Annotated in this window: 20 protein-coding genes; 4 read left to right on the forward strand and 16 right to left on the reverse strand. The window is 57.0% G+C overall.

Going from position 1 to position 20,063, the window contains the following annotated elements; all coding sequences use genetic code 11:
- On the forward strand, positions 1-1,401 hold a 1,401-nt coding region (gene tnpC, locus ACFVTJ_RS24450; RefSeq protein ID WP_386911120.1), incomplete at its 5' end, for an IS66 family transposase.
- Between the two features lie 151 nt (positions 1,402-1,552).
- On the opposite strand, the gene ACFVTJ_RS24455 is transcribed toward tnpC, so the two are convergent.
- From ACFVTJ_RS24455 to ACFVTJ_RS24530, 16 genes are all read right to left on the reverse strand, one after another.
- Positions 1,553-1,825, reverse strand: coding sequence for a hypothetical protein (locus tag ACFVTJ_RS24455; RefSeq protein WP_386911121.1), 273 nt, complete (start codon positions 1,823-1,825; stop codon positions 1,553-1,555).
- A gap of 139 nt (positions 1,826-1,964) precedes the next feature.
- A complete protein-coding gene (locus ACFVTJ_RS24460) occupies positions 1,965-2,201 on the reverse strand; it encodes a hypothetical protein (protein ID WP_386911122.1) in 237 nt (78 codons plus the stop codon).
- 53 nt (positions 2,202-2,254) lie between these two features.
- Entirely contained in the window at positions 2,255-3,055 is an 801-nt protein-coding gene (gene eutC / locus ACFVTJ_RS24465) for an ethanolamine ammonia-lyase subunit EutC (RefSeq protein WP_386911123.1), read from the reverse strand.
- A 1-nt stretch (position 3,056) separates the two neighbouring features.
- A complete protein-coding gene (locus ACFVTJ_RS24470; protein ID WP_386911124.1) occupies positions 3,057-4,448 on the reverse strand; it encodes an ethanolamine ammonia-lyase subunit EutB in 1,392 nt (463 codons plus the stop codon).
- Between the two features lie 8 nt (positions 4,449-4,456).
- Positions 4,457-5,245 (reverse strand): histidinol-phosphatase, encoded by a 789-nt coding sequence (gene hisN / locus ACFVTJ_RS24475; protein WP_386911125.1) that lies wholly within the window; start codon positions 5,243-5,245, stop codon positions 4,457-4,459.
- Positions 5,245-6,180 carry a phosphotransferase gene (locus ACFVTJ_RS24480; RefSeq protein WP_386911126.1) on the reverse strand — a complete coding sequence of 312 codons (936 nt, stop codon included), beginning with the start codon at positions 6,178-6,180 and terminating at the stop codon, positions 5,245-5,247. The genes hisN and ACFVTJ_RS24480 overlap by 1 nt, the downstream gene beginning before the upstream one ends.
- 47 nt (positions 6,181-6,227) lie before the next feature.
- Positions 6,228-7,193 (reverse strand): phosphotransferase, encoded by a 966-nt coding sequence (locus ACFVTJ_RS24485; RefSeq protein WP_386911127.1) that lies wholly within the window; start codon positions 7,191-7,193, stop codon positions 6,228-6,230.
- Complete coding sequence (locus ACFVTJ_RS24490) at positions 7,190-8,479, reverse strand: Zn-dependent hydrolase (protein ID WP_386911128.1); 1,290 nt, start codon at positions 8,477-8,479, stop codon at positions 7,190-7,192. Before ACFVTJ_RS24490 ends, ACFVTJ_RS24485 begins: the two co-directional genes overlap by 4 nt.
- Positions 8,472-9,233: a DeoR/GlpR family DNA-binding transcription regulator gene (locus tag ACFVTJ_RS24495; protein ID WP_386911129.1), complete on the reverse strand. Its 762-nt coding sequence runs from the start codon at positions 9,231-9,233 to the stop codon at positions 8,472-8,474. The genes ACFVTJ_RS24490 and ACFVTJ_RS24495 overlap by 8 nt, the downstream gene beginning before the upstream one ends.
- 58 nt (positions 9,234-9,291) lie before the next feature.
- Positions 9,292-11,130 (reverse strand): dipeptide ABC transporter ATP-binding protein, encoded by a 1,839-nt coding sequence (locus tag ACFVTJ_RS24500; protein ID WP_386911130.1) that lies wholly within the window; start codon positions 11,128-11,130, stop codon positions 9,292-9,294.
- The gene (locus ACFVTJ_RS24505; RefSeq protein WP_386911131.1) at positions 11,130-12,047 is read right to left on the reverse strand and encodes an ABC transporter permease; all 918 of its coding nucleotides are present in this window, start codon (positions 12,045-12,047) and stop codon (positions 11,130-11,132) included. Before ACFVTJ_RS24505 ends, ACFVTJ_RS24500 begins: the two co-directional genes overlap by 1 nt.
- A complete protein-coding gene (locus ACFVTJ_RS24510) occupies positions 12,047-13,027 on the reverse strand; it encodes an ABC transporter permease (RefSeq protein ID WP_006700551.1) in 981 nt (326 codons plus the stop codon). Before ACFVTJ_RS24510 ends, ACFVTJ_RS24505 begins: the two co-directional genes overlap by 1 nt.
- 75 nt (positions 13,028-13,102) lie before the next feature.
- Positions 13,103-14,686, reverse strand: coding sequence for an ABC transporter substrate-binding protein (locus ACFVTJ_RS24515; RefSeq protein ID WP_386911132.1), 1,584 nt, complete (start codon positions 14,684-14,686; stop codon positions 13,103-13,105).
- A gap of 468 nt (positions 14,687-15,154) precedes the next feature.
- Positions 15,155-15,778, reverse strand: a complete 624-nt coding sequence (locus tag ACFVTJ_RS24520) for a TetR/AcrR family transcriptional regulator (protein ID WP_386911133.1) — start codon at positions 15,776-15,778, stop codon at positions 15,155-15,157.
- A 2-nt stretch (positions 15,779-15,780) separates the two neighbouring features.
- Positions 15,781-16,245 carry a DUF1348 family protein gene (locus ACFVTJ_RS24525; RefSeq protein ID WP_386911134.1) on the reverse strand — a complete coding sequence of 155 codons (465 nt, stop codon included), beginning with the start codon at positions 16,243-16,245 and terminating at the stop codon, positions 15,781-15,783.
- Between the two features lie 254 nt (positions 16,246-16,499).
- The gene (locus ACFVTJ_RS24530; RefSeq protein WP_386911135.1) at positions 16,500-17,438 is read right to left on the reverse strand and encodes a GntR family transcriptional regulator; all 939 of its coding nucleotides are present in this window, start codon (positions 17,436-17,438) and stop codon (positions 16,500-16,502) included.
- A gap of 280 nt (positions 17,439-17,718) precedes the next feature.
- On the opposite strand from ACFVTJ_RS24530, the gene ACFVTJ_RS24535 reads away from it, so the two are divergent.
- From ACFVTJ_RS24535 to ACFVTJ_RS24545, 3 genes are read left to right on the forward strand one after another with little or no spacing between them, the layout of a single operon-like run.
- Positions 17,719-18,528, forward strand: a complete 810-nt coding sequence (locus ACFVTJ_RS24535; RefSeq protein ID WP_386911136.1) for an ABC transporter substrate-binding protein — start codon at positions 17,719-17,721, stop codon at positions 18,526-18,528.
- Positions 18,529-18,561: 33 nt separating this feature from the next.
- Positions 18,562-19,290, forward strand: coding sequence for an amino acid ABC transporter permease (locus ACFVTJ_RS24540; protein WP_386911137.1), 729 nt, complete (start codon positions 18,562-18,564; stop codon positions 19,288-19,290).
- Between the two features lie 11 nt (positions 19,291-19,301).
- Entirely contained in the window at positions 19,302-20,051 is a 750-nt protein-coding gene (locus ACFVTJ_RS24545) for an amino acid ABC transporter ATP-binding protein (protein ID WP_386911138.1), read from the forward strand.
- The last annotated feature ends 12 nt before the right edge of the window (positions 20,052-20,063 follow it).

Raw genomic sequence — 20,063 nt, forward strand, 5'->3', positions numbered from 1 at the left:
CAACTCGAGGAGTTGGAAGCGGACGCCGGTGAGGATGAACTAGCGGCGGAGATCGCAGCCAAAGCCTCAACCGTCAAAGCCTTTGAGCGCAGGCGCCCATCACGTAAGCCCTTTCCCGAACACCTGCCACGCGAGCGCGTCGTCATCGCTGCTCCCGCCAATTGCGCCTGCTGCGGATCGGCCAAACTGTCGAAGCTCGGTGAGGACATTACCGAGACCCTGGAGGTCATCCCGCGTCAGTGGAAAGTCATCCAGACGGTGCGGGAGAAGTTTACCTGCCGCGAGTGTGAGAAGATCACGCAGCCACCAGCACCCTTCCATGTGACGCCCCGCGGTTTTGCAGGACCGAACCTGCTGGCGATGATCCTGTTCGAGAAGTTCGCCCAGCACCAGCCGCTCAACCGCCAGAGCGAGCGCTATGCCCGCGAGGGCGTCGACCTCAGCTTGTCGACGCTGGCAGATCAAGTTGGAGCATGCGCCGCGGCGTTGAAGCCCATTCACTCCCTGATCGAGGCGCATGTCCTTGGCTCCGAACGTCTGCATGGCGATGACACGACTGTGCCGATCCTGGCGAAGGGAAAGACGGATACTGGCCGCATCTGGACCTATGTCCGGGACGATCGGCCGTTCGGAGGGCTCTCCCCGCCGGCGGCCCTTTACTATGCCTCGCGAGATCGGCGGCAGGAGCATCCAGAACGCCACCTGAAGACCTTCACCGGCATTCTGCAGGCGGACGCTTATGGCGGCTACAATCCGCTGTTCAAGGTTGATCGCGATCCAAATCCGCTGAGACAAGCGTTTTGTTGGGCACACGCGCGGCGCAAGTTCTTCGTGCTCGCCGACGTTTCCGCAAACGTCAAGCGTGGAAAGAACGCCGCGCCGATCTCGCCTATGGCGCTCGAAGCCGTCAAACGGATCGACGGCCTGTTTGATATCGAGCGGGAGATCAACGGGTTTACGGCCGATCAACGCCTGGAACGTCGCCGCAAGGAAAGCCTGCCGCTCATCGATGATCTGCAAGCCTGGCTTCAAACCGAGCGGGCAAAACTCTCACGCAGTTCTCCGGTCGCCGAGGCCATCGATTATATGCTCAAGCGATGGGACGGCTTCACGTCATTCCTGGACGACGGCCGGATTTGTCTGACGAACAACGCCGCCGAGCGAGCCCTGCGAGGCTTCGCGCTCGGCAGGAAGTCCTGGCTCTTCGCCGGATCAGATCGTGGCGCTGACCGTGCCGCCTTCATGGCCACGCTGATCATGAGTGCCAAGCTCAACGACATCGATCCGCAGGCGTGGCTTGCCGACGTTCTTGCCCGCATCGCCGACACGCCGATTACCAGGCTGGAGCAGTTGCTTCCGTGGAATTGGACGCCGCCGACCGTCAACGCTCAAGCTGCCTGACCTGTGGCCTTCACCGGAGGCTTACCAGAGCTGCGCGCCGACACCGGCGCTATTGGCTGATGTCTACAAAGAAACATCAAGATAAATGACCAGGAAATCCGCGGCGGCATGCGCCTGCGGGTTTCCTGAGTTGACGCTCATGCGGAGAGGATCAGGTTGGGGTAGATTGCGTGGTCTGCCTCACCCGCTCAGAGATTTCACCGATCGTGAGCTCATCGCCAGTGATGGAAAGGCCAATATAGGTTTCCGCCTCTATAGTGATTTCCTGCCCGGCCAATTGCGCCTGAACGGTCTCAATTTCCTGGGACCCAGCGATGGACCAATTCCGACTTTCGACGGAAGCACCAAGCTGTCGCAAAACTTTCTTAACGGTCGCGAGTAGGTGCGGATCGTATTCAGGACCTAGTATCACAGTTCTTGCCATCGGATTATCCATACTTGGTTGGCTGTTCATCCAGCATGCCTGATCGCGGGTTTCAGAACGATAGCCGATGTGTATCCTCGCCATCCGTTAGCCATCAGAGCCGGAAGTTTTCCGCCGCGGCGTTGAGCCACTCCTTCTGTTAAGGAATATGCACCACAAGATCTTCCAAATATGAGGCAAACCGTTCGAATGTCTTCATGGCATCGGGATCCTCGGAAGCATGGCCCCACCCTACAGTATGGGATTCCTCGAGCTGGTCCAGAATTTTGAAGAAAATATCACTGCTGCGCGCGATATCTTCATGCTCAAGTGCCATGACACAGTGCATGAAACAAAACTCGTCGCCCACGCATAGCAATGAGGGCGCAGTCTGCATGTCTTCGTACAATCGGTTGATCGATAACATTTGGATCCAACGGCGTCACAGGTTCAATTATCTACCTTATTTTTGGCAGAACAGTTCTGGTTTCCAAGAAGCGCCGCGATGGCAGCCTTGAGGCCTACGCCACTGACGCGGGTGCCCATCATATCTCTTATAAGGGTGGAAATAATCTCAGCAGCTTCGGTGGCGGACAAACCGCCATCCCGGATATTGGAGACACAGTTGCGGTTGGAATCCGGGTTTCCCGACGTCGGGCCGTAGGTGATATAGGCACCGAGACTATCGGCGGCGGAAAGTCCCGGACGTTCTCCCACGAGCACGATCGTCAGTTTGGCTTCCAACGCCTCACCGACAGGATCGCCAATGGCGACTCGCGCCTGGTTGGCGAGAATAATCGGCGCAGCCGTCAGCTTAAGAGATTCCAGCCTCGGAACGAGCGCCTCGATCAAAGGAACCGCATTAAGCTCAACCGCACTGGACGAAAGGCCGTCCGCGACGATGATTGCGACATCGTAGCCTTCGCCCGTCCATTTCTGTTTGAGACGAACCGCGGATTCCGCCGAAAGCTGCCGTCCGAGATCAGGCCGCCGCACATAGATGATGCGGTCACGCGCCATGCTCTCAACGTTGACAACCGAAAGACCAAGGCGATTGAGCCTGTTTGCCAGCGAGGGTCGGTCGACGCTTGTCCAGACCGCTTCACGCGCCCGCGCGTGGTCAAGAAGAAAGGCGAGCTGTGCACGCGTCGGAAGGCCCGCGCCATGGCGGCCAAGCGAAACACGCGCATCGGTCATGTCCTTCAGGTTCAGTGTTTTATCGTTGGGTGCTGGTTTAAGCGTTTCTACCACCTCAGGCTCCGATCAATTCGCTGTTTCGGACATAATTGGACAGCGCAATAGGCTCTCCAGCCATGGCACCGTGGCGATCTGTCAGCCCGATATCAAACAACCATTTCTCGAACTCCGGGGCAGGTGGACGCTTCAGGGTCTCACGGCAATAGACTGCGTCGTGATGGGAAAGAGACTGGTAGTTGAGCATGATGTCGTCTGCGCCGGGAACTGTGATGACGAAGTTGACATTCGCCGCGCAAAGCAGGGTAAGCAGCGTGTCCATATCCTCCTGATCGGCGTCAGCGTGATTTGTGTAACAAACGTCCACTCCCATCGGCAGGCCAAGGAGCTTTCCGCAGAAATGGTCTTCAATGCCGGCTCTGATAATCTGCTTGCCGTTGAAGAGATATTCGGGTCCGATGAAGCCGACAACCGTATTCACAAGCAGCGGCTCGAATTCGCGGGCAACCGCATAGGCGCGTGTTTCCATCGTCTGCTGGTCGACGCCGAAATGGGCGTCGGCGGAAAGCGCCGCGCCCTGACCTGTTTCAAAATACATGAGGTTGGCGCCCGGTGGGCTGCGTTTGAGTGATCGTGCGGCTTCATGTGCTTCCTTGAGCAAGGCAAGGTCGATGCCAAAACCGCGGTTGGCTTTCTCCGAGCCGGCCACAGACTGGAAGACCAGGTCGACAGGCGCGGATCTTTCCATTGCCTGCATCGCCGTTGTGACATGACCAAGGCAGCAGGTCTGCGTGGGGATCGCCAGCTTCTCCCGCAATTCGTCGAGAAGTGAGACGATGCGAATATAATCATCTGTTGCATCGGTTGCGGGATTGACACCGATGACAGCATCCCCGGATCCCATGAGGAGACCATCGATCGCAGAGGCGATGATACCGCGGCTGTCATCTGTCGGATGATTTGGCTGATTTCGAGTCGAAAGCCGGCCAGCGAGCCCCAAGGTGTTTCGGAAACGTGTAACGACATGGCGCTTGGCCGAGACAGCGATCATATCCTGAAGCCGCATGATTTTTGATACCGCGGCAACCATTTCCGGGGTGAGGCCCCACGTCACCGCCTCCAGCTGGTGCTGCGTTGTCTCGGGACGTAGCAGCCACTCGCGAAATTCCCCTACGGTAAGTGAAGAGACCGGTGCAAACGCTGCCGAATCATGCCGTTCAGTGATGAGCCGTGACACCTCATCTTCGTCGGACGAAATCAGTTCTTCGCCCAGAAATGCCTTGAGCGGCAGATCGGCCAGCGCTATCTGTGCGGCAAGCCTCTCGACCGGACCTTCGGCGGCGATTCCCGCGAGCTGGTCGCCGGAGCGCTCCGGCGTCGCCTTCGCCATGAGGTCCCTCAGGTCGTCAAAACGAAATACAGTTTTCTCGATCGTCATCGTGTGGGGCATGGAATGGCTTACCGGTTGAGGAGTGTGAGGGCATCATCATGGAGTTTTGCGTTGGCCGACGCCAAAACGCGGCCATCCGAATGAAATGACAGCGCGTTGCCCTGCCAGTCGGTGATTGAACCGCCAGCGCCGGTCACGATCGGCACGAGCGCCATGTAGTCATAAGGTTGCAGACCCGTTTCGAGCGCGATCTCGCAATGGCCCGATGCGAGGAGGCCGTAAATATAGCAATCACCGCCGAAGCGTCGCAGCTTGGTTGCCCTGGACAGACGCTCGAAGCAATCGATCTCGGCACCATCGAACATGTCGGGTGATGTCGTATAGAACCGAGCGTCAGAGAGATTTTCGTTGCTGCTGGTTCGTGCCGGTTTTCCGGCAAATGTTGTTCCTCCCGGCTTTCCCAGCCACCGCTCGCCGGTTGCGGGAATATCGACTACGCCACAGTACGGTTTGCCCTGATACGCTAGTGAGATGAGCGTGCCAAACAATGGAAAGCCTGTGATAAAGCTCTTTGTGCCGTCGATCGGGTCGAGCACCCATGTAAAGTCGTCGCCTTGCTTGACGCCAAACTCCTCACCGTAAATCCCATGGTCTGGAAAACGCGCCTCGATCATCTCGCGAAGATGTTTCTCGATTGTACGGTCGGCTATCGTGACCGGGCTGTCGTCGAGTTTCGAGATGACGTCCAGTGGCGTCCTGAAATAGGATAGCGCCAGCGGGCGTGCGGCGTCGGCAAGCGCTTCGGCAAAGGCGAGGTAAGGCGCTGCCTCTTGCAAATGGATATCGTCGGTGGTCATCAGAGCGCTTTCAGGAAAAGGGGCCAGCGAGGATCATGGATGATCGAGCGGGCGCGCATGTGTTTCCATATCCCGTATTTGTAAAAGTCGAAATCAAGCGTCGAAATCCGGTTCTGCACCATCGCCCATGTGCTCCACTTGATGTCGGCCAACGCCTTGTGCACGATAAAGCGGGCATGAGACGCCTTGTTGTAGAAACCGAAATATTCCTCGATGATTTCGCAGTCGATGTCCTCCGAATAGAACATTTCGCCGCTCCAGATCGCCAGATCGTAGAGACGTTCGTTGTTCGAGGCATATTCGAAATCGATAAGCTTGATGGACTTGTCGTCACCAATCAGGAAATTTCCCGGCATGGGATCGTTGAAGCACGGAACGAGATCAAGCCCGGAAGCCTCAAGTGCTGCGCGCGCGCTCTTATAGGAGCGAAACAGCCAGTCGTGGTCGAGTGGCCAGTGGCCGCTAAGTGCTCTTACCTGATCAAAATGCTCGTCAATCATGTCGAACACGGTTTTTGTCAGCGGCAGCGCAGGGGCATCGTGAAACTGCCGGTACACACGCACCGCCTCGTTTCTGATCGCCGTGTCGGCGAAATCCTTATGGGTCGAGGCGCGGCGGCCGTCTATAAATTCAGCGATTTCGATATCGAGGTGATCGAGATAATCGAACGTCTTCGGCCCGACGCCGATTGCCTCGGCCTGCTTGCTCGCCGCAGCCGCAGCCTTGCGGTCGATGAACATCTCCGTGCCGCGGCCAGGGATTTTCAGAAAATACCCGAGGTCGTCACCTTCTACCTCTATGCGAAAATTGGTGTTGCTGATGCCTCCGGAAACCGGACGGTAGCGCAATCGCCTGCCTTCCCACGGTTTAACCTGGATGATTGCGGCTTCCAGCGCCCTCTCGGCATCTGATCGTGCCATTCCCAGTTCGTTCATAGGCTTGTTCCCGTTATCGTTTTTAGCCCGTTGTTTTAAGTGTCGACCTAGAGTGTTCGCAGCCTGGCTTCGAAGTCTGGATGGCCAAGCAGCATTCGGCAGCGCAGGAAGCGCCAGCCGGCATGTTTCAGAAATTCGACACCCTTCGGTGGTGACCGAAGCTCAAGCACGAGGCTTCGTAAAGCCCAATAGAGGTCGTCCGCCGCAGCATAGACCCGGCAGCGACTGAAGGCCTTTTCGGTGAATGCGCCATCGTGCATTTCCAGTAGCGGCTTCATCTCGCTCTCGAACTGGAAAAGTTCGTTCATCAGCACGCCGAGCTGATAATAGGGGTCGATGTCGGCTGCCATGTCGAAATCGACGAGTTGCAAAGAACCGTCGGGGCCAAGTATGACATTCGACGTCTGCGGATCCCCGTGGGCCGGTTTCACATCGACACCTGCCGCCGTCACTGCCTCGCGGATTGGCTTCATCCATGACAGCATCCACTCAGCATCACCGGGCAGATCTGCATCGCCAGCGGAGACAATCGCCCAAAGCTCGTCTATCCCTTCAAAGACCGACCAACTTTGACCGAAGGGCGCACCGGCTGCGATCGTTGTCTGTATTTCAATCAGTCGGGCGGCCCTTGTCGGCTGCATGAGATCGTCGATCTTGGCCGTCCGCCAGCCGTTTGCAAGCAGGGAAAAAAGCGTTGCGCGTGTCTTGGTGTCGTAAGCGATGGGCTCAGGTGAGAAGCCGAGTTGGTGAAAACGGGTTGCGGCAGCAAACGCCAACTCGCCGTCGACCAGATCAGCGACTTCATCAGCACCAAGGCGAAGGAAATATCGCGCTTCCCCTTCAGCGCTTGCCACTGCAAAGCCGCTGGACTCGACGGCATGGTAAGACGGCGATGCGACAGGAGCCGTTGACCGAGAATAGGCCGGTCGGTTCCCGACCACGTCAGAAAACGCAAGAAGTGAGTTCTCCGCGCGTTCTTCCAGCGGGTTCTGCGGCGATCCGACTATTTTCATTCGGCAGCCTCGACGAGTTCTGCGGCCTGCAGGCCTTCGCAGGCGATCCGGTAGAGCATGTCGGCAAGGATCTGCGTGCCAACGGCCTGGTCTTCCGGGGAGGTATATTCAGTTGGATGATGGATGACGCCGTCTCGGCTGTGCACCGCAAGTACAACCGCCGGGCAAACTGCTGACATCGCAACCGAGTCATGGCCACCGATCGTATCGAGGTGGCGAGCGCTCAATCCGAGATTTGCTGCTGCACTTTCAGCAAGAGCAACTAGTCCAGGCGCGAATTTCCCAGCCTTGCGGCGGTCGATCGAGCGTACTTCGGAGGTTACTCCGGCCTTTAACGCGGCCTCGTCAATCTTGATTTTCATCTTGCGCTCGGCATCTGCCAGAACGTCCGGCGACCCTGATCGCAATTCAATGAACAGCACGGCTTCGGCGGGCACCACATTTGGTGAATTGGGAAAGACTTCAAGTCGCCCGACCGAAGTATGCAAGTCGAGGCCATGCTCGGTCGAAAGTTGTTTAAGGTCGGCGATCAGATAGGCGGCAGCAAGCAACGCATCCTTCCGGTCTGCCATCGGCGTGGCGCCCGTGTGGGCCTGACGGCCGAGGAAAGCGAGTCGATATTTCGTGGCGCCCCAGAAGCGCGTGAAAACACCGAACCGCTCGCCGGCATTGCTGAGGGTCGTGTCTCCCTCGATATGAAGCTCGATCAGGGCGTCGGGGATCTCCACTTTGTCTTTTCCCGCATAACCGATTTCTTCCAGCGACTGGCGCACGGTAATGCCGTCCCCGTCGGCCCTGTCGAGCGCCCATTCGAGTTCCGTTGCCCCGGCAAAAACACTGCTACCCAGGAGGCTGGGCTGGAAACGTGCGCCTTCCTCGTTCGTCCAGTTGACGATCTGAAAGTTGCAGGCAGAAAGCCGGCCTTCAGCCTTGAGGCGCTCGGTCACGGCGAGAACCGCTTCGCAGCCCGCTATCACGCCAAGCGCGCCATCGAAGCGCCCGCCGTTCGGCTGACTATCAATATGCGAACCAACCATGATCACCGGAGCATTGGCGCCAGCCAGCGTCATCTTGCCGAATTGGTTGCCAATGGCATCGATGGACTGCGTGAAACCGTTATCGGCAAACCAGCGGCCGAGCCAATCGCGCGCCATACCGTCTTCTCTGGACAGTGTAAGGCGTGTCATCGATCCGTCGGGACCACCTCCAAAGGTGGACACAGCCTCCATCAGCGCCTGAAGGCGATTGGGATTGATTGGGGCAGGTGAGGAAGCAGCGTCAGGCATGTATGATTTCCACGTTTGATTGATTGAATTGTTCCGAGAATTCCCGGGCCACCACACCACTGGTTACGACCGCATCGATGTCATGGAGGCCAAAGGTGTGAATGGAGCCGAGGCGGCCGAATTTCGAGCTGTCGGCAACGACCACCGAGCGTTTTGCCTGCGCCTTGGCAACGCGGCGCAAGACGGCCTCGTCTTCACCGAAGTCCATAAAGCCCCGCTCGGAATGGATGGCGCTAATGGCGATGATGGCGAGGTCGAAGAAATGCTCTTTCAGTGCGGCAACGGTTTCATGTCCGTAAGTCGCCTGGTATTCGGGCCGCATACGCCCCCCGAGAACGCGGACGCTCGCCTGCGGCAGGTGGAAAAAGTGGGCGGCGACAGCCAGAGAATTGCTGACGACGGTGATATCCTTGCGGCTTTCGAGATGTTTCAGGCATGCAAGAGTCGTCGTACCGGTATCGATGAACACCTTCATCCCGTCTTCGACCAGGGCAGCTGCTGCTTCGCCGATCCGTGCCTTTTCGCGAGATGCGACGCGCAGACGCTCGGTAAATGGCTGGTCGCTTTCCTGCTGGTCGAGAACTGCTCCACCATAGACCCGGCGGGCATAACCGCGTGCCTCCAGTTCCTTCAGATCACGCCGGATCGATTCCTGACTGACATGCAGATGCTCGGAGAGTTCCTTCACGTTGACGCGCTGGGTCTGTTTCAGCGTGTCGAGGATTAGCTTGAGGCGATGTTCCGTGAAACTCATGAATATTCCCTGGATGCTAGCGACGGTCGGAACCACATGGCCGGGCACGCGACCACGTTCAGGCCGAAGCCATTTGAGGTGTTTGCATATCACCGCCGGCGAGTGACGGTACCAGATGACAGGCGGCGAAGTCCTGGCTGCCTCTTACAGTCAGTGCAGGCTGAAGGGTGCCACATTTCTCCATCGCATGCGGACAGCGCGACTTGAAGCTGCAACCGGTGGGAATGTCGATCGGACTTGGCGGCTCGCCTTCGAGAAGGCAATCTTCCGGCTGGTAGCGGCGTTTCTCAAGCGTCGGCATCGCGCTTAAAAGCGCCATGGTATAGGGGTGGCCAGGATCGAAGAACAATCGCTCATTGTCGGCCAGTTCGAAGACCTCGCCGAGGTACATCACAGCGACCCGGTTACAAACCTTGCGGACCATCGCGAGGTCGTGGGAGATGAAGATGTAGGTGAGGTCGTATTCTTTCTGCAGCTTTTGAAAAAGATCGAGCAGCTTGAATTGCTCCGTCTGGTCGAGTGCAGATAACGTCTCGTCCATGATGAGAATTTCCGGCTCCAGCACGAGTGCGCGGGCGACATTGATCCGCTGCCGCTGGCCGGCACTCAGCCCTATCGGCAGCTCTTCATAGAGATCGATGGAGAGGCCGACTTCGCGCATAACCTTGAGTACGCGTTCGCGAATCTTGGCGCTGTCTTTCCACCCGTGAGTGCGAAGCGGGCCCTCAAGCATCTTGCCGACAGACGTGCGGGGCGGAAGCGAGCCGAAGGGGTCCTGCAGAACCATCTGAAGCTTCTTGCGGAACGAAAGGAGGCCCTTGCCGCTCAGGGTCGCAATATCATTATCACCACACAGGACCTGACCGGAACTCGGCAATTCCAGCCGGCTGAGAAGCCTCATCAGGGTGGATTTGCCACAACCGGATTCACCGACGATCGCAAAACTATCACCACGACGGACATCAAAGGTGACGTTTCTGACGGCACGGACGTGATTGAAGCCGCCAAAGCCTGTTTTCTTTCTAACCTTGTAGATTTGTGACGCGTCGCGCAAACTCAATACAGTTTCGCGCTTGTCGTTCAGCCGTGGGATCTCGCTTTTCTCAATCCAGATCTTCGGCGTCTGCTGAACAAGGTCCTTCGTGTAGGCGTGGGCAGGCGCCGCGATCAGCTGTTCGGTCTCTTGCTCTTCGATGATGCGGCCTTCTTCCATCACCAGCATGCGGTCGCAGGCTTCGCGGGCAACCGGCAGGGAAGAGGAGACGAACAAGACGGCCGTGTCGAAGCTCGAAGTCAGTTCCTTCATCAGACGAATGACTTGAGCGGCAACAGTGACGTCGAGCGGTTGAGTCACGTTGTCTGCGATGAGAAGCGCGGGATTGGTAACCAGAGCATCGACGATCAGGGCACGTTGCATCATGCCACCGGAAAACTGCGACGGGTAGTCGCTGAAACGGCTGCGGGCAGATGGAATTCGTACCGCCTCAAGTAACTCGATTGTTCTTTTTTCCGCTTCTTGCCGGGAGGTGCCCGGCACGACGGCACGCAGTTTCTCCACGATCTGAGAGCCGACCGGTAGAGTTGGATCGAGGGCACCCATCGGGTTGGCGCCAACATAGGCGATACGCCTGCGCAAGACGCGCATCTCGCTCTCTGGGATGCCGTAAATATCCTTGCCTTCGAAGAGCACGCTACCGGATTGCAGGGCGAGTGGGGCTTCCAGCCAGTTGACGACGGCTTTTGACAGAACCGTCTTGCCAGCACCGCTGGCGCCGACGACGCCAACGATTTCGCGCGGTGCGATGCTGAAAGATATATCATCGAGAATGATCTTCGGCTGGGCACCGCGTCTGGCAGCAACAGTGACATTCCTGAGTTGAAGAAGCGGCTGGCTCATCACTCTGACCCTCCGTGAACGGTGTTTCGGGCACGCTCCAGAGAGGCGCCGATGAGATTGATGCTGGTCAACGTCAGGCCGAGGAACACGCCTGGCATGGTGGCGATCCACCAGGCATTGAGAAGGTACTTCCGTCCATCCGCGATGATATTGCCGAAGGTGGGAGTCGGCGGCTGGACGCCCAGGCCCAGGAAGCCGAGGGTCGATTCAAAAATCATCATTCGGGCTACGTCTAACACGGAGGTGAAGATCACGGGCGGGAGCAGCAGCGGCAGAAGCAAGCCGATGATTATGCGAGCATCGGTCGAGCCACCCAGCTTTGCGGCGCGCACATATTCCCGTTGTCTCTCTGTCATGACGATACTGCGCATGATGCGCGCATAGACAGGCCAGCTCGACAGACCAAGGACAAGAACAATAGCTGGAATTGTCGGGCGTGAGACGCCGAGGACGGCGATTGCAAGAATGATCATCGGTATCGAAAGCTGTGCGTCGGTGAGACGCATGATCAGCATGTCTATGCGACCGCCGAAATATCCGGCGATGGTTCCTAGGGCGCATCCGACGATGAGCGTCACCGCAACCGAGGCGATACCGATCAGGAAAGAGTAACGCAGGCCGACAAGCGAGCGAACCAGCATGTCGCGACCGATCTGGTCAGTGCCAAGCGGATGGAGCCAGCTCCAGTTCTCTCCGATGAAAAGCGGGGGCAGGAGGCGCGCTTTCACATCCATCTTGGTGGGGTCGATACCGCTGATTTCAGGATAAAGAGCAGCTGAGATCGCCAGCAGGAGGAAGATTGCCACGCCGATACGAAAGCCGGGCGTCGAGGCGGCGCGGTCGAAGATGCGCCGTGCAATCGAGCGGCTTGCTGCTTTAGACAGTAGTGGTGTGTCGAGTGCGGATGTGATGGACATCAGTATTCCAGCCTCGGATCGATGGTGGTTGCGACGAGATCGACGATGATGTTGATCAGAACGAAGATCGCACTGGTAACGATCGCAATGCCCTGGATCAGCGGAAAGTCGCGCTGCAGCACGGCGTTGATCGTTAGAAGACCAAGTCCCGGATAATCGAAGATGTATTCGACGATAATGACACCGCCGAGCAGCCCTGAGAACTGCACGCCAAGCAGATTGAGCAACGGTACCGAGGCGTTGCGCAGCGCGTGGTTGGAAATGATCCGAGCCTTGCTCAGGCCGCGCACGCGGCCGACCGAAACATAAGGCTCCATCATCTGCCCCGACACGGAACTGACCAGCGTGCGGATCAGAACCGGCGACAATTCGACCGCCAGCACGATGGCGGGCAGGATCGTATATGCAAAGCCCTGATAGCCGATCGCAGGCAGCCAGCCGAGCTTTACTGAAAAGAGCAGAGCTAGAACGATGCCGAGCCAGAAATTCGGCAGCGAGATGAAGACCGAGGAAATGTAGAATGCCAGCTTGTCGGGCCATCTTCCGATCGACAGTCCGCCGGCAATGCCGACGATTGCAGAAAAGATCAGCGCGATCACCAGTGTGACAGCCGCAAGCTGGAGAGTCATCGGCAGGGCGTCAAAAATCAGGTCGAAGACTTTTGCGCGCTCGCCGCGTGTCGTGTCGTTGAACGTCGCTCCGCCTGTCGAGGCGCCGTTTGCCGGGCGCACGAAGGACTGACCGAGATCGCCGCGAACGACGCCGCTCATATACCTGCCGAATTGCACGGGGATTGGATCGCGCAGGCCCATATCGGTCGCTATCTTCTCGATCAGCGCCTCGGGCGCCATACCACCCGCCATTAGGCGCACCGGATCTCCCGGCACCACCCGCAACAGGGTGAAAATCAGCAAGGAGACGAGGAATATGATGATGACACCTTGGAAAAGGCGCCGCATCAGGAAGTTCACGGCAAACATTCAGCCACTCCGCTCGGAAACTTACGTGAAAGTCTGCACGCCTCCAAAGGAAAGGCGGCGTGCAGATGAATGTCGTCAGGCAGCCGGTTTGGCGGCATCAATCGATCCGTCCGGATAGATGTACATGCCTTCAAAGTCCTTCTGCATGGCGTGGATCATCACCGATGTGAACAAGGAGAGCGCCGGCATTTTCGAAGCTATGAGCGGCATGGTTTCCTCCTGAAGGATTTTCTTGCGTTCCTCCAAAGTCGGTGCCGAACGCTCCTTGTCGAGGCTGGCATCGATATCCTTGTCCTCGATGCCGCAGATGCGGTGGGACGTGGAGTGGAAATGGGTGCGCAGCACAAGGTCCGGTTCCGGCGAAGCCGTTGACCAGCCGCAATCGACCATGTGGCCCGGGCCGCCGCCTGGCCGGTGATAAAGCTGCTCGTTCCAGGCCGCGGGCTCAAGTACGGTCAGGCTGACGTTGAAGCCCTGCTCCTGCAACATGGCCGTGACCATCTCGCCATATTCCTTGGTCTTCGGGTAGAAGCCGACGGAGGTGATGTATTCGAGCGGCGGCAGCCCTTTACCGTTCGGGAAACCGGCTTCGGCCAGCAGGGCCTGTGCCTTTTCCGGGTCGAATTTCGGGTAGTCGGGCAGATCGACATAGCCGAACTTAACCGGCGATACGAAGTTGGATGAGGCGTGGCCCGCCGAACCCATCAATTCCATGATCATGTCCCGATCGATCGAGTGGCAGGCGGCCAGACGGATACGCGGATCGTCAAAAGGTGCTTTCGAGCAGCGGAACCACAGATACTTGTTTTCGACCGAAACGACCTTGTTGATGAATATTGCCGGATTGTCCTTGATCGAATCCACCTGTTCGGGCTCAAGCCGCTCGACGATTGAGGCCTGACCATTCATCAACGACAGCATCCGGGTGGTAGAGTCGCCCGTGAAGGTGAAGTTGATACCGGGAATGGCGGGTTTGCCTTTGAAATAGCCATCATAGGCTTCCATCACAGTGTCGTTGCCGCGCTGCTCGACAAACTTGAACGGGCCGGTCCCGTTGAGCCGCTGTGAGAGCGGACCACCGGGGCCGCCTGCGATATCCTTGGCCGACATAATTGGCAGGAAGGATGCGAGGAAGATGAAGAGGTGAGCCGGATAACCGCCCTTCGATGTATCGACGATGACGGTGAAATCATCAGGTGTTTCGATGCTTAGGGTTTCGGTGGGGCCGGGATACCACTGTGCCGGACGGTCTGCCCGCGAGCCGTATTCAAAGGTTGCCTTGACGTCTTCCGCCTTGAAGGGCTTGCCGTCATGAAAGACGATGCCGTCGCGCAGTTTGATCTGCAGGCGGTGGGGATCAAGCAGCTTGATGTCGGTTGCCAGTTCGTAGACGACCGCACCGGGGTCGTCGAGCTTCATCGGCGTGCGGGTCAGGAAACCCATCACGAAGCCTTCGATATTCTTCTGCGACAGTGTGGTGTGCGCGGTCGGGTCCCAGTTGCCGGTGATGTTTTCGGCCGACAGGAAGGTCATAGTTTTGCCGGCCTGTGCAAAAGCCGACGAAATGAAGAAGTCAGGATTAATCTGCATATAGCCCGCAACAGCGGCGGCGCCAACAGAGCCTTGAAGGAAGCGGCGGCGACTGAATTCTGAACCCATTGAGTTCCCCTTTTCTATTTTGAGCAAACCGTCAAATCAGTCAAAACGGTCAAATCAGTCATAAGCAAAGGGCATGCCAAGTTGAGTCTTACGGGAAATCGTGCCTTTCAGTCCGGGCCATCTGTGGGATTTGACCATTTATTGGTCGATTGAGAAAGAATTAATCGGCGGGCACGATCGCTGAAAGACCAGTTGTGACCGATTCCCGTCGGCCACTCTTGTCGATGCTGGGCAGCGGCCAGACGGCACGCAAACAAAATCTCGGCGCCAGCAGGCAGTCTTGCCAAGGGCGTTTAAAAGAACATTCGACTTTTTGCGTGCCTTATCTAGACTCTGCTGAAAAAATTTTGCCCCGTCTCCCTGCGGACACTTTGCCGAAACTCTTCCCGCCGGCCTTTGACCGCTCGTGGAGTGGCAGGATTGCCCGAAATCCTGCCACTCCACGTTGTGTTGATATCTCCGCTAATCTTAGACAAGCCGACCTTCATTTTGCGGTGAAACGTCGGTTGTGCCCTCGTAGTTAGAGGTATCGTTTTCGATCACCAATCGTCCCCGGAGTTGGTCGATAGCCCGTTGGAAAACGGCTGGATCGTCCATTGCCCGAGAAAGAATAATTGCTCCTTGGATAGCGAGAACTGCCTCTTCCGCGAGGAGGCGCGATTGATCGGCTTCACGGCCCTGCCGAATAAGCGCTGACTGCAATGCGTCCACCCAAGCTACGAAATAACCTCGGATGGCTTTCGCGAAGAGGTCACGCGTATTGGCGACTGCCAAGGCACCGACGAGGCACACGCGCCTTCCGGACCGAAAATATTGGTCCGTGGAGGCGAGCATGGCACAGATGGCGCCATTAACATCGCTCTCGTTACGCAATGGGGAATATACGGCATCCTCGAACCATTGGCCGATTTCGTCGAGAACAGCCCGCACCATCTCTTCTTTTCCGTTCGGGAAGAAGTGGTAGAGGCTGCCCTTGCCAAGACCGGTAGCCTTGCCGATCAAGGCAAGGCTTGCGCCCTCGTAGCCATGTTCGCGGAAAACTTCGGCCAACGGGGCTATGGCGTCGGCTCTTTCAGCGACCATGCGGGCCATGATTAGAGGCCCAGATCGCTGAGGCTGGCGTGATCATCCGGCCGACGGCCAAGAGGCCAGTGAAACAGACGATCGCTTTCAGCAATCGGCATTTCATTGATGCTTGCGTGTCTGTGCGCCATAAGACCGTCCTCTGCGAATTCCCAATTCTCGTTACCATATGCGCGGTACCATTGACCGCCATCGTCACGATATTCATACGCGTAGCGTACCGCGATGCGGTTATCGGTGAAAGCCCAAAGCTCCTTTATGAGGCGGTATTCGTGCTCCTTGTTCCACTTACGTGTCAGAAATGCCTGAGCTTCTTCGCGATTGCTCGCGAACTCAACGCGGTTCCGCCAGCGGGTGTCGAGCGTATAGGCCAGAGCAACTTTCGCCGCGTCTCTGGTGTTCCAGCCGTCCTCAGCCAACCGAACCTTTTCGATGGCGCTGTCGCGGGTGAAGGGGGGGAGTGGGGGACGTGACATCTCTGGTTCCTTGTTGAATTGATGAAATTGTACCGAACGGTAATCTGTTTACCGATCGGTACAGTCTCGCATGAGCAAGCGGTTGTCAAGCTGCATTTCCGTCTGGCTATTTGAGATCGATTGGGAGCGGCGCGTGGTAGACTCGTTGGCGGCCGCTACCGACCAGATCGGAGTGTTCTCACTCTGGTGCGATCGCGAGGGAGGTCGTACGCGGCGGTTCGTCGGCTGCGGGGCTAAATGGGGACTTATCGGGCCTAAAGCGCCTGGGCCGTTCTTGGATAATGACGGGCAGCACCTCTGGCTGCGTTTAGATGGTTCAGCATCAGTTGCGAGGCCTTGTTTTTGTCACCCTCTGATATGGCGGCAATAATGCTGAGATGTTCGCGGCACCAATCGCGTACCCGACGACGATTGGAGTATCCACCGAACTCCAGTAGACGCCTTAATCTGTTTTGCTGCTGAATGGCCTGAAGAAAGAAAATATTGCCGCTGAAACCGGCGATCATTTCATGAAACTGGGCGTCCGTATCAAACAGAAGGCGTGGATCGACATTTGCGATATCGGGGTGGCCTTCAAGATAAATATGTTCCAGCCGCGAACGCTCAAGCAATCCTGCGTCGAACTTGAAGCTGCTGAGAAGCAGGCCGGCCGGCTCGAGTGTGCTTCGGTAATCGTAGCTGTCGCGCAGCGCCACCTGTGAATCGAGCGTTGGCCGAAAAGTCCAGCCGCGGCCGCTATTGCGTGAGAGCAGGCCATCATTGACGAGATGTGTCAAAGTCCGTTGCAGAAGTGTTCGGTCGATGTTGTAGCGCCGGGTTAGTTCCGCCTGCGTGATGCTGTCGCCCAGAACGCCGGACAGTCTGTCTTCGACGATGCGGGCGTAGAGATCCTGATCGGCGGTCGCCGGCACTTCAAGCTCGGTACGATGGAGCGCTACCTGTTGTGCCTTGAGGAAAAAGCCCTGGTTCTTCCTCGCCTCGACTATCCCGCGTTCGGCCAGAAGATTGAGGGCCGCTCTGACAGGGGTGCGCGAGACCCCGAGCATGTCACCCAATTGTTGCTCGCGCAAATGATGGCCGATCTCGAATTTCGCATCGCGAATGAGATCCAGAATCTGGTTGGCGAGGCGGTGCCTGCTCTGCCGTGCGTTGGTCGTCACTGCCTGGAGGATTTTTGTATCGCTATCTGACATGTTGTACAATCGTGAAGGCTGGATTTTGTGTAGCCTACTAAAAGCCTTTCCTTTGAGAAAGTCTATCTCCCCTTGGTAATCGCGTGTTGAATTAAGCGTTCAAACTCAATTATGGGGCGAAAAAACCGATAATGTGGCAAAAATAATCAATGTGAGCAAATAATAGGCATAAATCAGAATTGCTTAATATTTTGCTTTCTGGCTTGACTTATCGTTTTTCTGAATTGTATTGTTGTAGTCAGAAAATGCAATGTGACTGAACAATAATAAGGGAACGCGCATGCTTAAGAACATATTTGCCGCATTTATCCTGCCGTTAGGTATGGCTGCCACTGCCTCTGCTGCCGAGCTTCCGGGCGGCGGCTTGGTAGAGAAAGGGGCGTTGACATATGGTGTCGCCGCGACCTTTGCTCCCTTCGAATTTCAGAAGGACGGTCAGCTCACGGGCTTTGACATCGATCTCATCGCCGCACTGTCCAAGAAGCTGAAGGCCGAGACAAAGCCGATGAACATGGAGTTCAAGGGTCTCATTCCCGCGCTGATCGGCGGCCGCATCGACCTCATCAACTCTGCCATGTACATCAATCCGGCACGCTCCGAGCAGGTTGATTTCATTCCCTATCTGAAGATTGGAAATATGGTGATCGTGCAGGCCGGCAACCCGAAGAAGATCACCGGTCGAGACGACAGCCTTTGCGGAAAGACGATCTCTGTCACGCTCGGTGGCATTCAGGAAAGCCAGGCGCGCGCCGATGATGCACGTTGCAAGGCGAAAGGGCTCGAGGCCGTCAAAGTGCTGACCTTCCCAACGGCGCAGGACTCCGCGCTGACCCTGCGTCAAGGCCGTGCCGATGCGACTTTCGATTCCACGCCGGGTGCCATCGAACTGCAGGGCGCCGTTCCCGGCGTTTATGAAACGGTTGGCGAGGAATTCGAGTCCAACACTAGCATTGGCATGGCGACCCGCAAAGGGGATGCGGCCCTTCAGGCTTCCATCAAGGCCGCGCTTGGCGAGATCGTTGCTGATGGCTCGTACAAAGCGCTGATCGAGAAGTGGAAGCTTCCCGCAACGGTTTCGATCTTCAACTGAACCGGCTGATAAACAACAGAAAAGGAGAGCGGGATGTCACTTGATCTGGTCTTCGACTATGTCTTTTCACCCGCTTTCTTCCACGGCGCGCTGCTGACCCTCATCATTACCGTGACGTCGTTGTTCTTCGGAATGATAACCGGCCTCATCGTTGCGTTGCTGCAGGAGTCCCGCTTAAAGCCGCTAAAGATATTCACGCTTGTCTATTTGTGGATATTCCGCGGCACGCCAGTCCTGTTCCAGATCATTTTCATCTACAACGTGCTGCCGAGTTTCGGCATCATGCTGTCGGCCTTCGTCAGTGCCGTTATTGCGCTGTCGCTCAACGAAGGTGCCTATATGGCGGAGATCATTCGTTCTGGTCTTCAGGCCGTCAAAAAAGGCCAGAGGACGGCGGGTCTTGCCCTTGGCATGAGCCGCTTTGCCGTCATGCGCTACATCGTCATTCCGCAGGCTGCTCGTATCGTATTGCCGCCAACGGGAAACCAGATGATCGGGATGCTGAAGACGAGTGCGCTCGTGTCAGTGGTAGCGGTGGAGGAACTGCTTCTCGTCGCAAACCAGACCGCAAGTTCCAACTTCAAGTATTTCGAAGCGCTGACCGCCGCCGGCATCTATTATCTGGCACTCACCACCATTTTCATGGGCTTGCAGTACCTCCTTGAGCGAGCGCTTGATCGTAAAAGGCCGCGCGGGAAGAAACGTGCTGTCTCCTGGATGGAGCGCCTGACTGCGCTCACGGAAAAAGCGGAAGCCCGATAATGGAAAACGCGATGACATTCACAGAGAACAAGCCGCTGCTGGAAATCATGGGGATCAACAAGAGCTTCGGCGATCTGCAGATTTTAAAGGCTTGCAGTCTCAATGTCCGAAGCCGGGAAACCATGGTGATTATCGGCCCGTCCGGTTCCGGCAAGTCGACCTTGCTGCGCTGCATCAATCTGCTAGAGCCCGCAGATGACGGCAACATTTTCTTCGAGGGTAATGACATTGCCCGCGAATTGCGTCGCGCTGCCGAAATCCGCCGGCAGATCGGCATGGTGTTTCAGAATTTCGAGCTTTTCCAGCATCTCACCGCCATCGAGAACATCATGCTTGCACCCATGAAGGTCCTCGGCATGAGCCGCAGCGATGCACATGATATTGCCATGGATCTTCTGAAGAAGGTTCGTATTCCCGAGCGTGCCGATTTCTTCCCCGACGAGCTTTCCGGCGGGCAGCAGCAGCGTATTGCGATTGCCCGCGCGCTCGCCATGAAACCGAAGCTGATGCTTTATGACGAGCCGACGTCGGCTCTGGACCCGGAAATGATCCGTGAAGTGCTCGATGTCATGGCCGAGCTCAGCAGCGAAGGCATGACCAGTATCGTGGTGACCCACGAAATGGGTTTTGCCAAGCGCGCGGCAGACCAGATCGTCTTCATGGAAAACGGCGAGGTGATCGAAAACGCCTCGCGTGATGACTTTTTCGGTGGAACCGTCAACGAGCGGGCCACACGCTTTCTCGACCAGATCCTGCACTAGGTGACATGCAAT

This window comes from Agrobacterium sp. NPDC058088 (assembly GCF_042885035.1).
Classification (GTDB): domain Bacteria; phylum Pseudomonadota; class Alphaproteobacteria; order Rhizobiales; family Rhizobiaceae; genus Agrobacterium.

What these genes read in the sequence shown, in the direction of transcription:
- ACFVTJ_RS24455 (WP_386911121.1), bottom strand. Translation starts at nt 1,825, where the DNA reads ATGGCAAGAACTGTGATACTAGGTCCTGAATACGATCCGCACCTACTC.
- ACFVTJ_RS24460 (WP_386911122.1), bottom strand. Translation starts at nt 2,201, where the DNA reads ATGCAGACTGCGCCCTCATTGCTATGCGTGGGCGACGAGTTTTGTTTC.
- ACFVTJ_RS24470 (WP_386911124.1), bottom strand. Translation starts at nt 4,448, where the DNA reads ATGCCCCACACGATGACGATCGAGAAAACTGTATTTCGTTTTGACGAC.
- hisN (WP_386911125.1), bottom strand. Translation starts at nt 5,245, where the DNA reads ATGACCACCGACGATATCCATTTGCAAGAGGCAGCGCCTTACCTCGCC.
- ACFVTJ_RS24480 (WP_386911126.1), bottom strand. Translation starts at nt 6,180, where the DNA reads ATGAACGAACTGGGAATGGCACGATCAGATGCCGAGAGGGCGCTGGAA.
- ACFVTJ_RS24485 (WP_386911127.1), bottom strand. Translation starts at nt 7,193, where the DNA reads ATGAAAATAGTCGGATCGCCGCAGAACCCGCTGGAAGAACGCGCGGAG.
- ACFVTJ_RS24490 (WP_386911128.1), bottom strand. Translation starts at nt 8,479, where the DNA reads ATGCCTGACGCTGCTTCCTCACCTGCCCCAATCAATCCCAATCGCCTT.
- ACFVTJ_RS24495 (WP_386911129.1), bottom strand. Translation starts at nt 9,233, where the DNA reads ATGAGTTTCACGGAACATCGCCTCAAGCTAATCCTCGACACGCTGAAA.
- ACFVTJ_RS24500 (WP_386911130.1), bottom strand. Translation starts at nt 11,130, where the DNA reads ATGAGCCAGCCGCTTCTTCAACTCAGGAATGTCACTGTTGCTGCCAGA.
- ACFVTJ_RS24505 (WP_386911131.1), bottom strand. Translation starts at nt 12,047, where the DNA reads ATGTCCATCACATCCGCACTCGACACACCACTACTGTCTAAAGCAGCA.
- ACFVTJ_RS24510 (WP_006700551.1), bottom strand. Translation starts at nt 13,027, where the DNA reads ATGTTTGCCGTGAACTTCCTGATGCGGCGCCTTTTCCAAGGTGTCATC.
- ACFVTJ_RS24515 (WP_386911132.1), bottom strand. Translation starts at nt 14,686, where the DNA reads ATGGGTTCAGAATTCAGTCGCCGCCGCTTCCTTCAAGGCTCTGTTGGC.
- ACFVTJ_RS24520 (WP_386911133.1), bottom strand. Translation starts at nt 15,778, where the DNA reads ATGGCCCGCATGGTCGCTGAAAGAGCCGACGCCATAGCCCCGTTGGCC.
- ACFVTJ_RS24525 (WP_386911134.1), bottom strand. Translation starts at nt 16,245, where the DNA reads ATGTCACGTCCCCCACTCCCCCCCTTCACCCGCGACAGCGCCATCGAA.
- ACFVTJ_RS24530 (WP_386911135.1), bottom strand. Translation starts at nt 17,438, where the DNA reads ATGTCAGATAGCGATACAAAAATCCTCCAGGCAGTGACGACCAACGCA.
- ACFVTJ_RS24535 (WP_386911136.1), top strand. Translation starts at nt 17,719, where the DNA reads ATGCTTAAGAACATATTTGCCGCATTTATCCTGCCGTTAGGTATGGCT.
- ACFVTJ_RS24540 (WP_386911137.1), top strand. Translation starts at nt 18,562, where the DNA reads ATGTCACTTGATCTGGTCTTCGACTATGTCTTTTCACCCGCTTTCTTC.
- ACFVTJ_RS24545 (WP_386911138.1), top strand. Translation starts at nt 19,302, where the DNA reads ATGACATTCACAGAGAACAAGCCGCTGCTGGAAATCATGGGGATCAAC.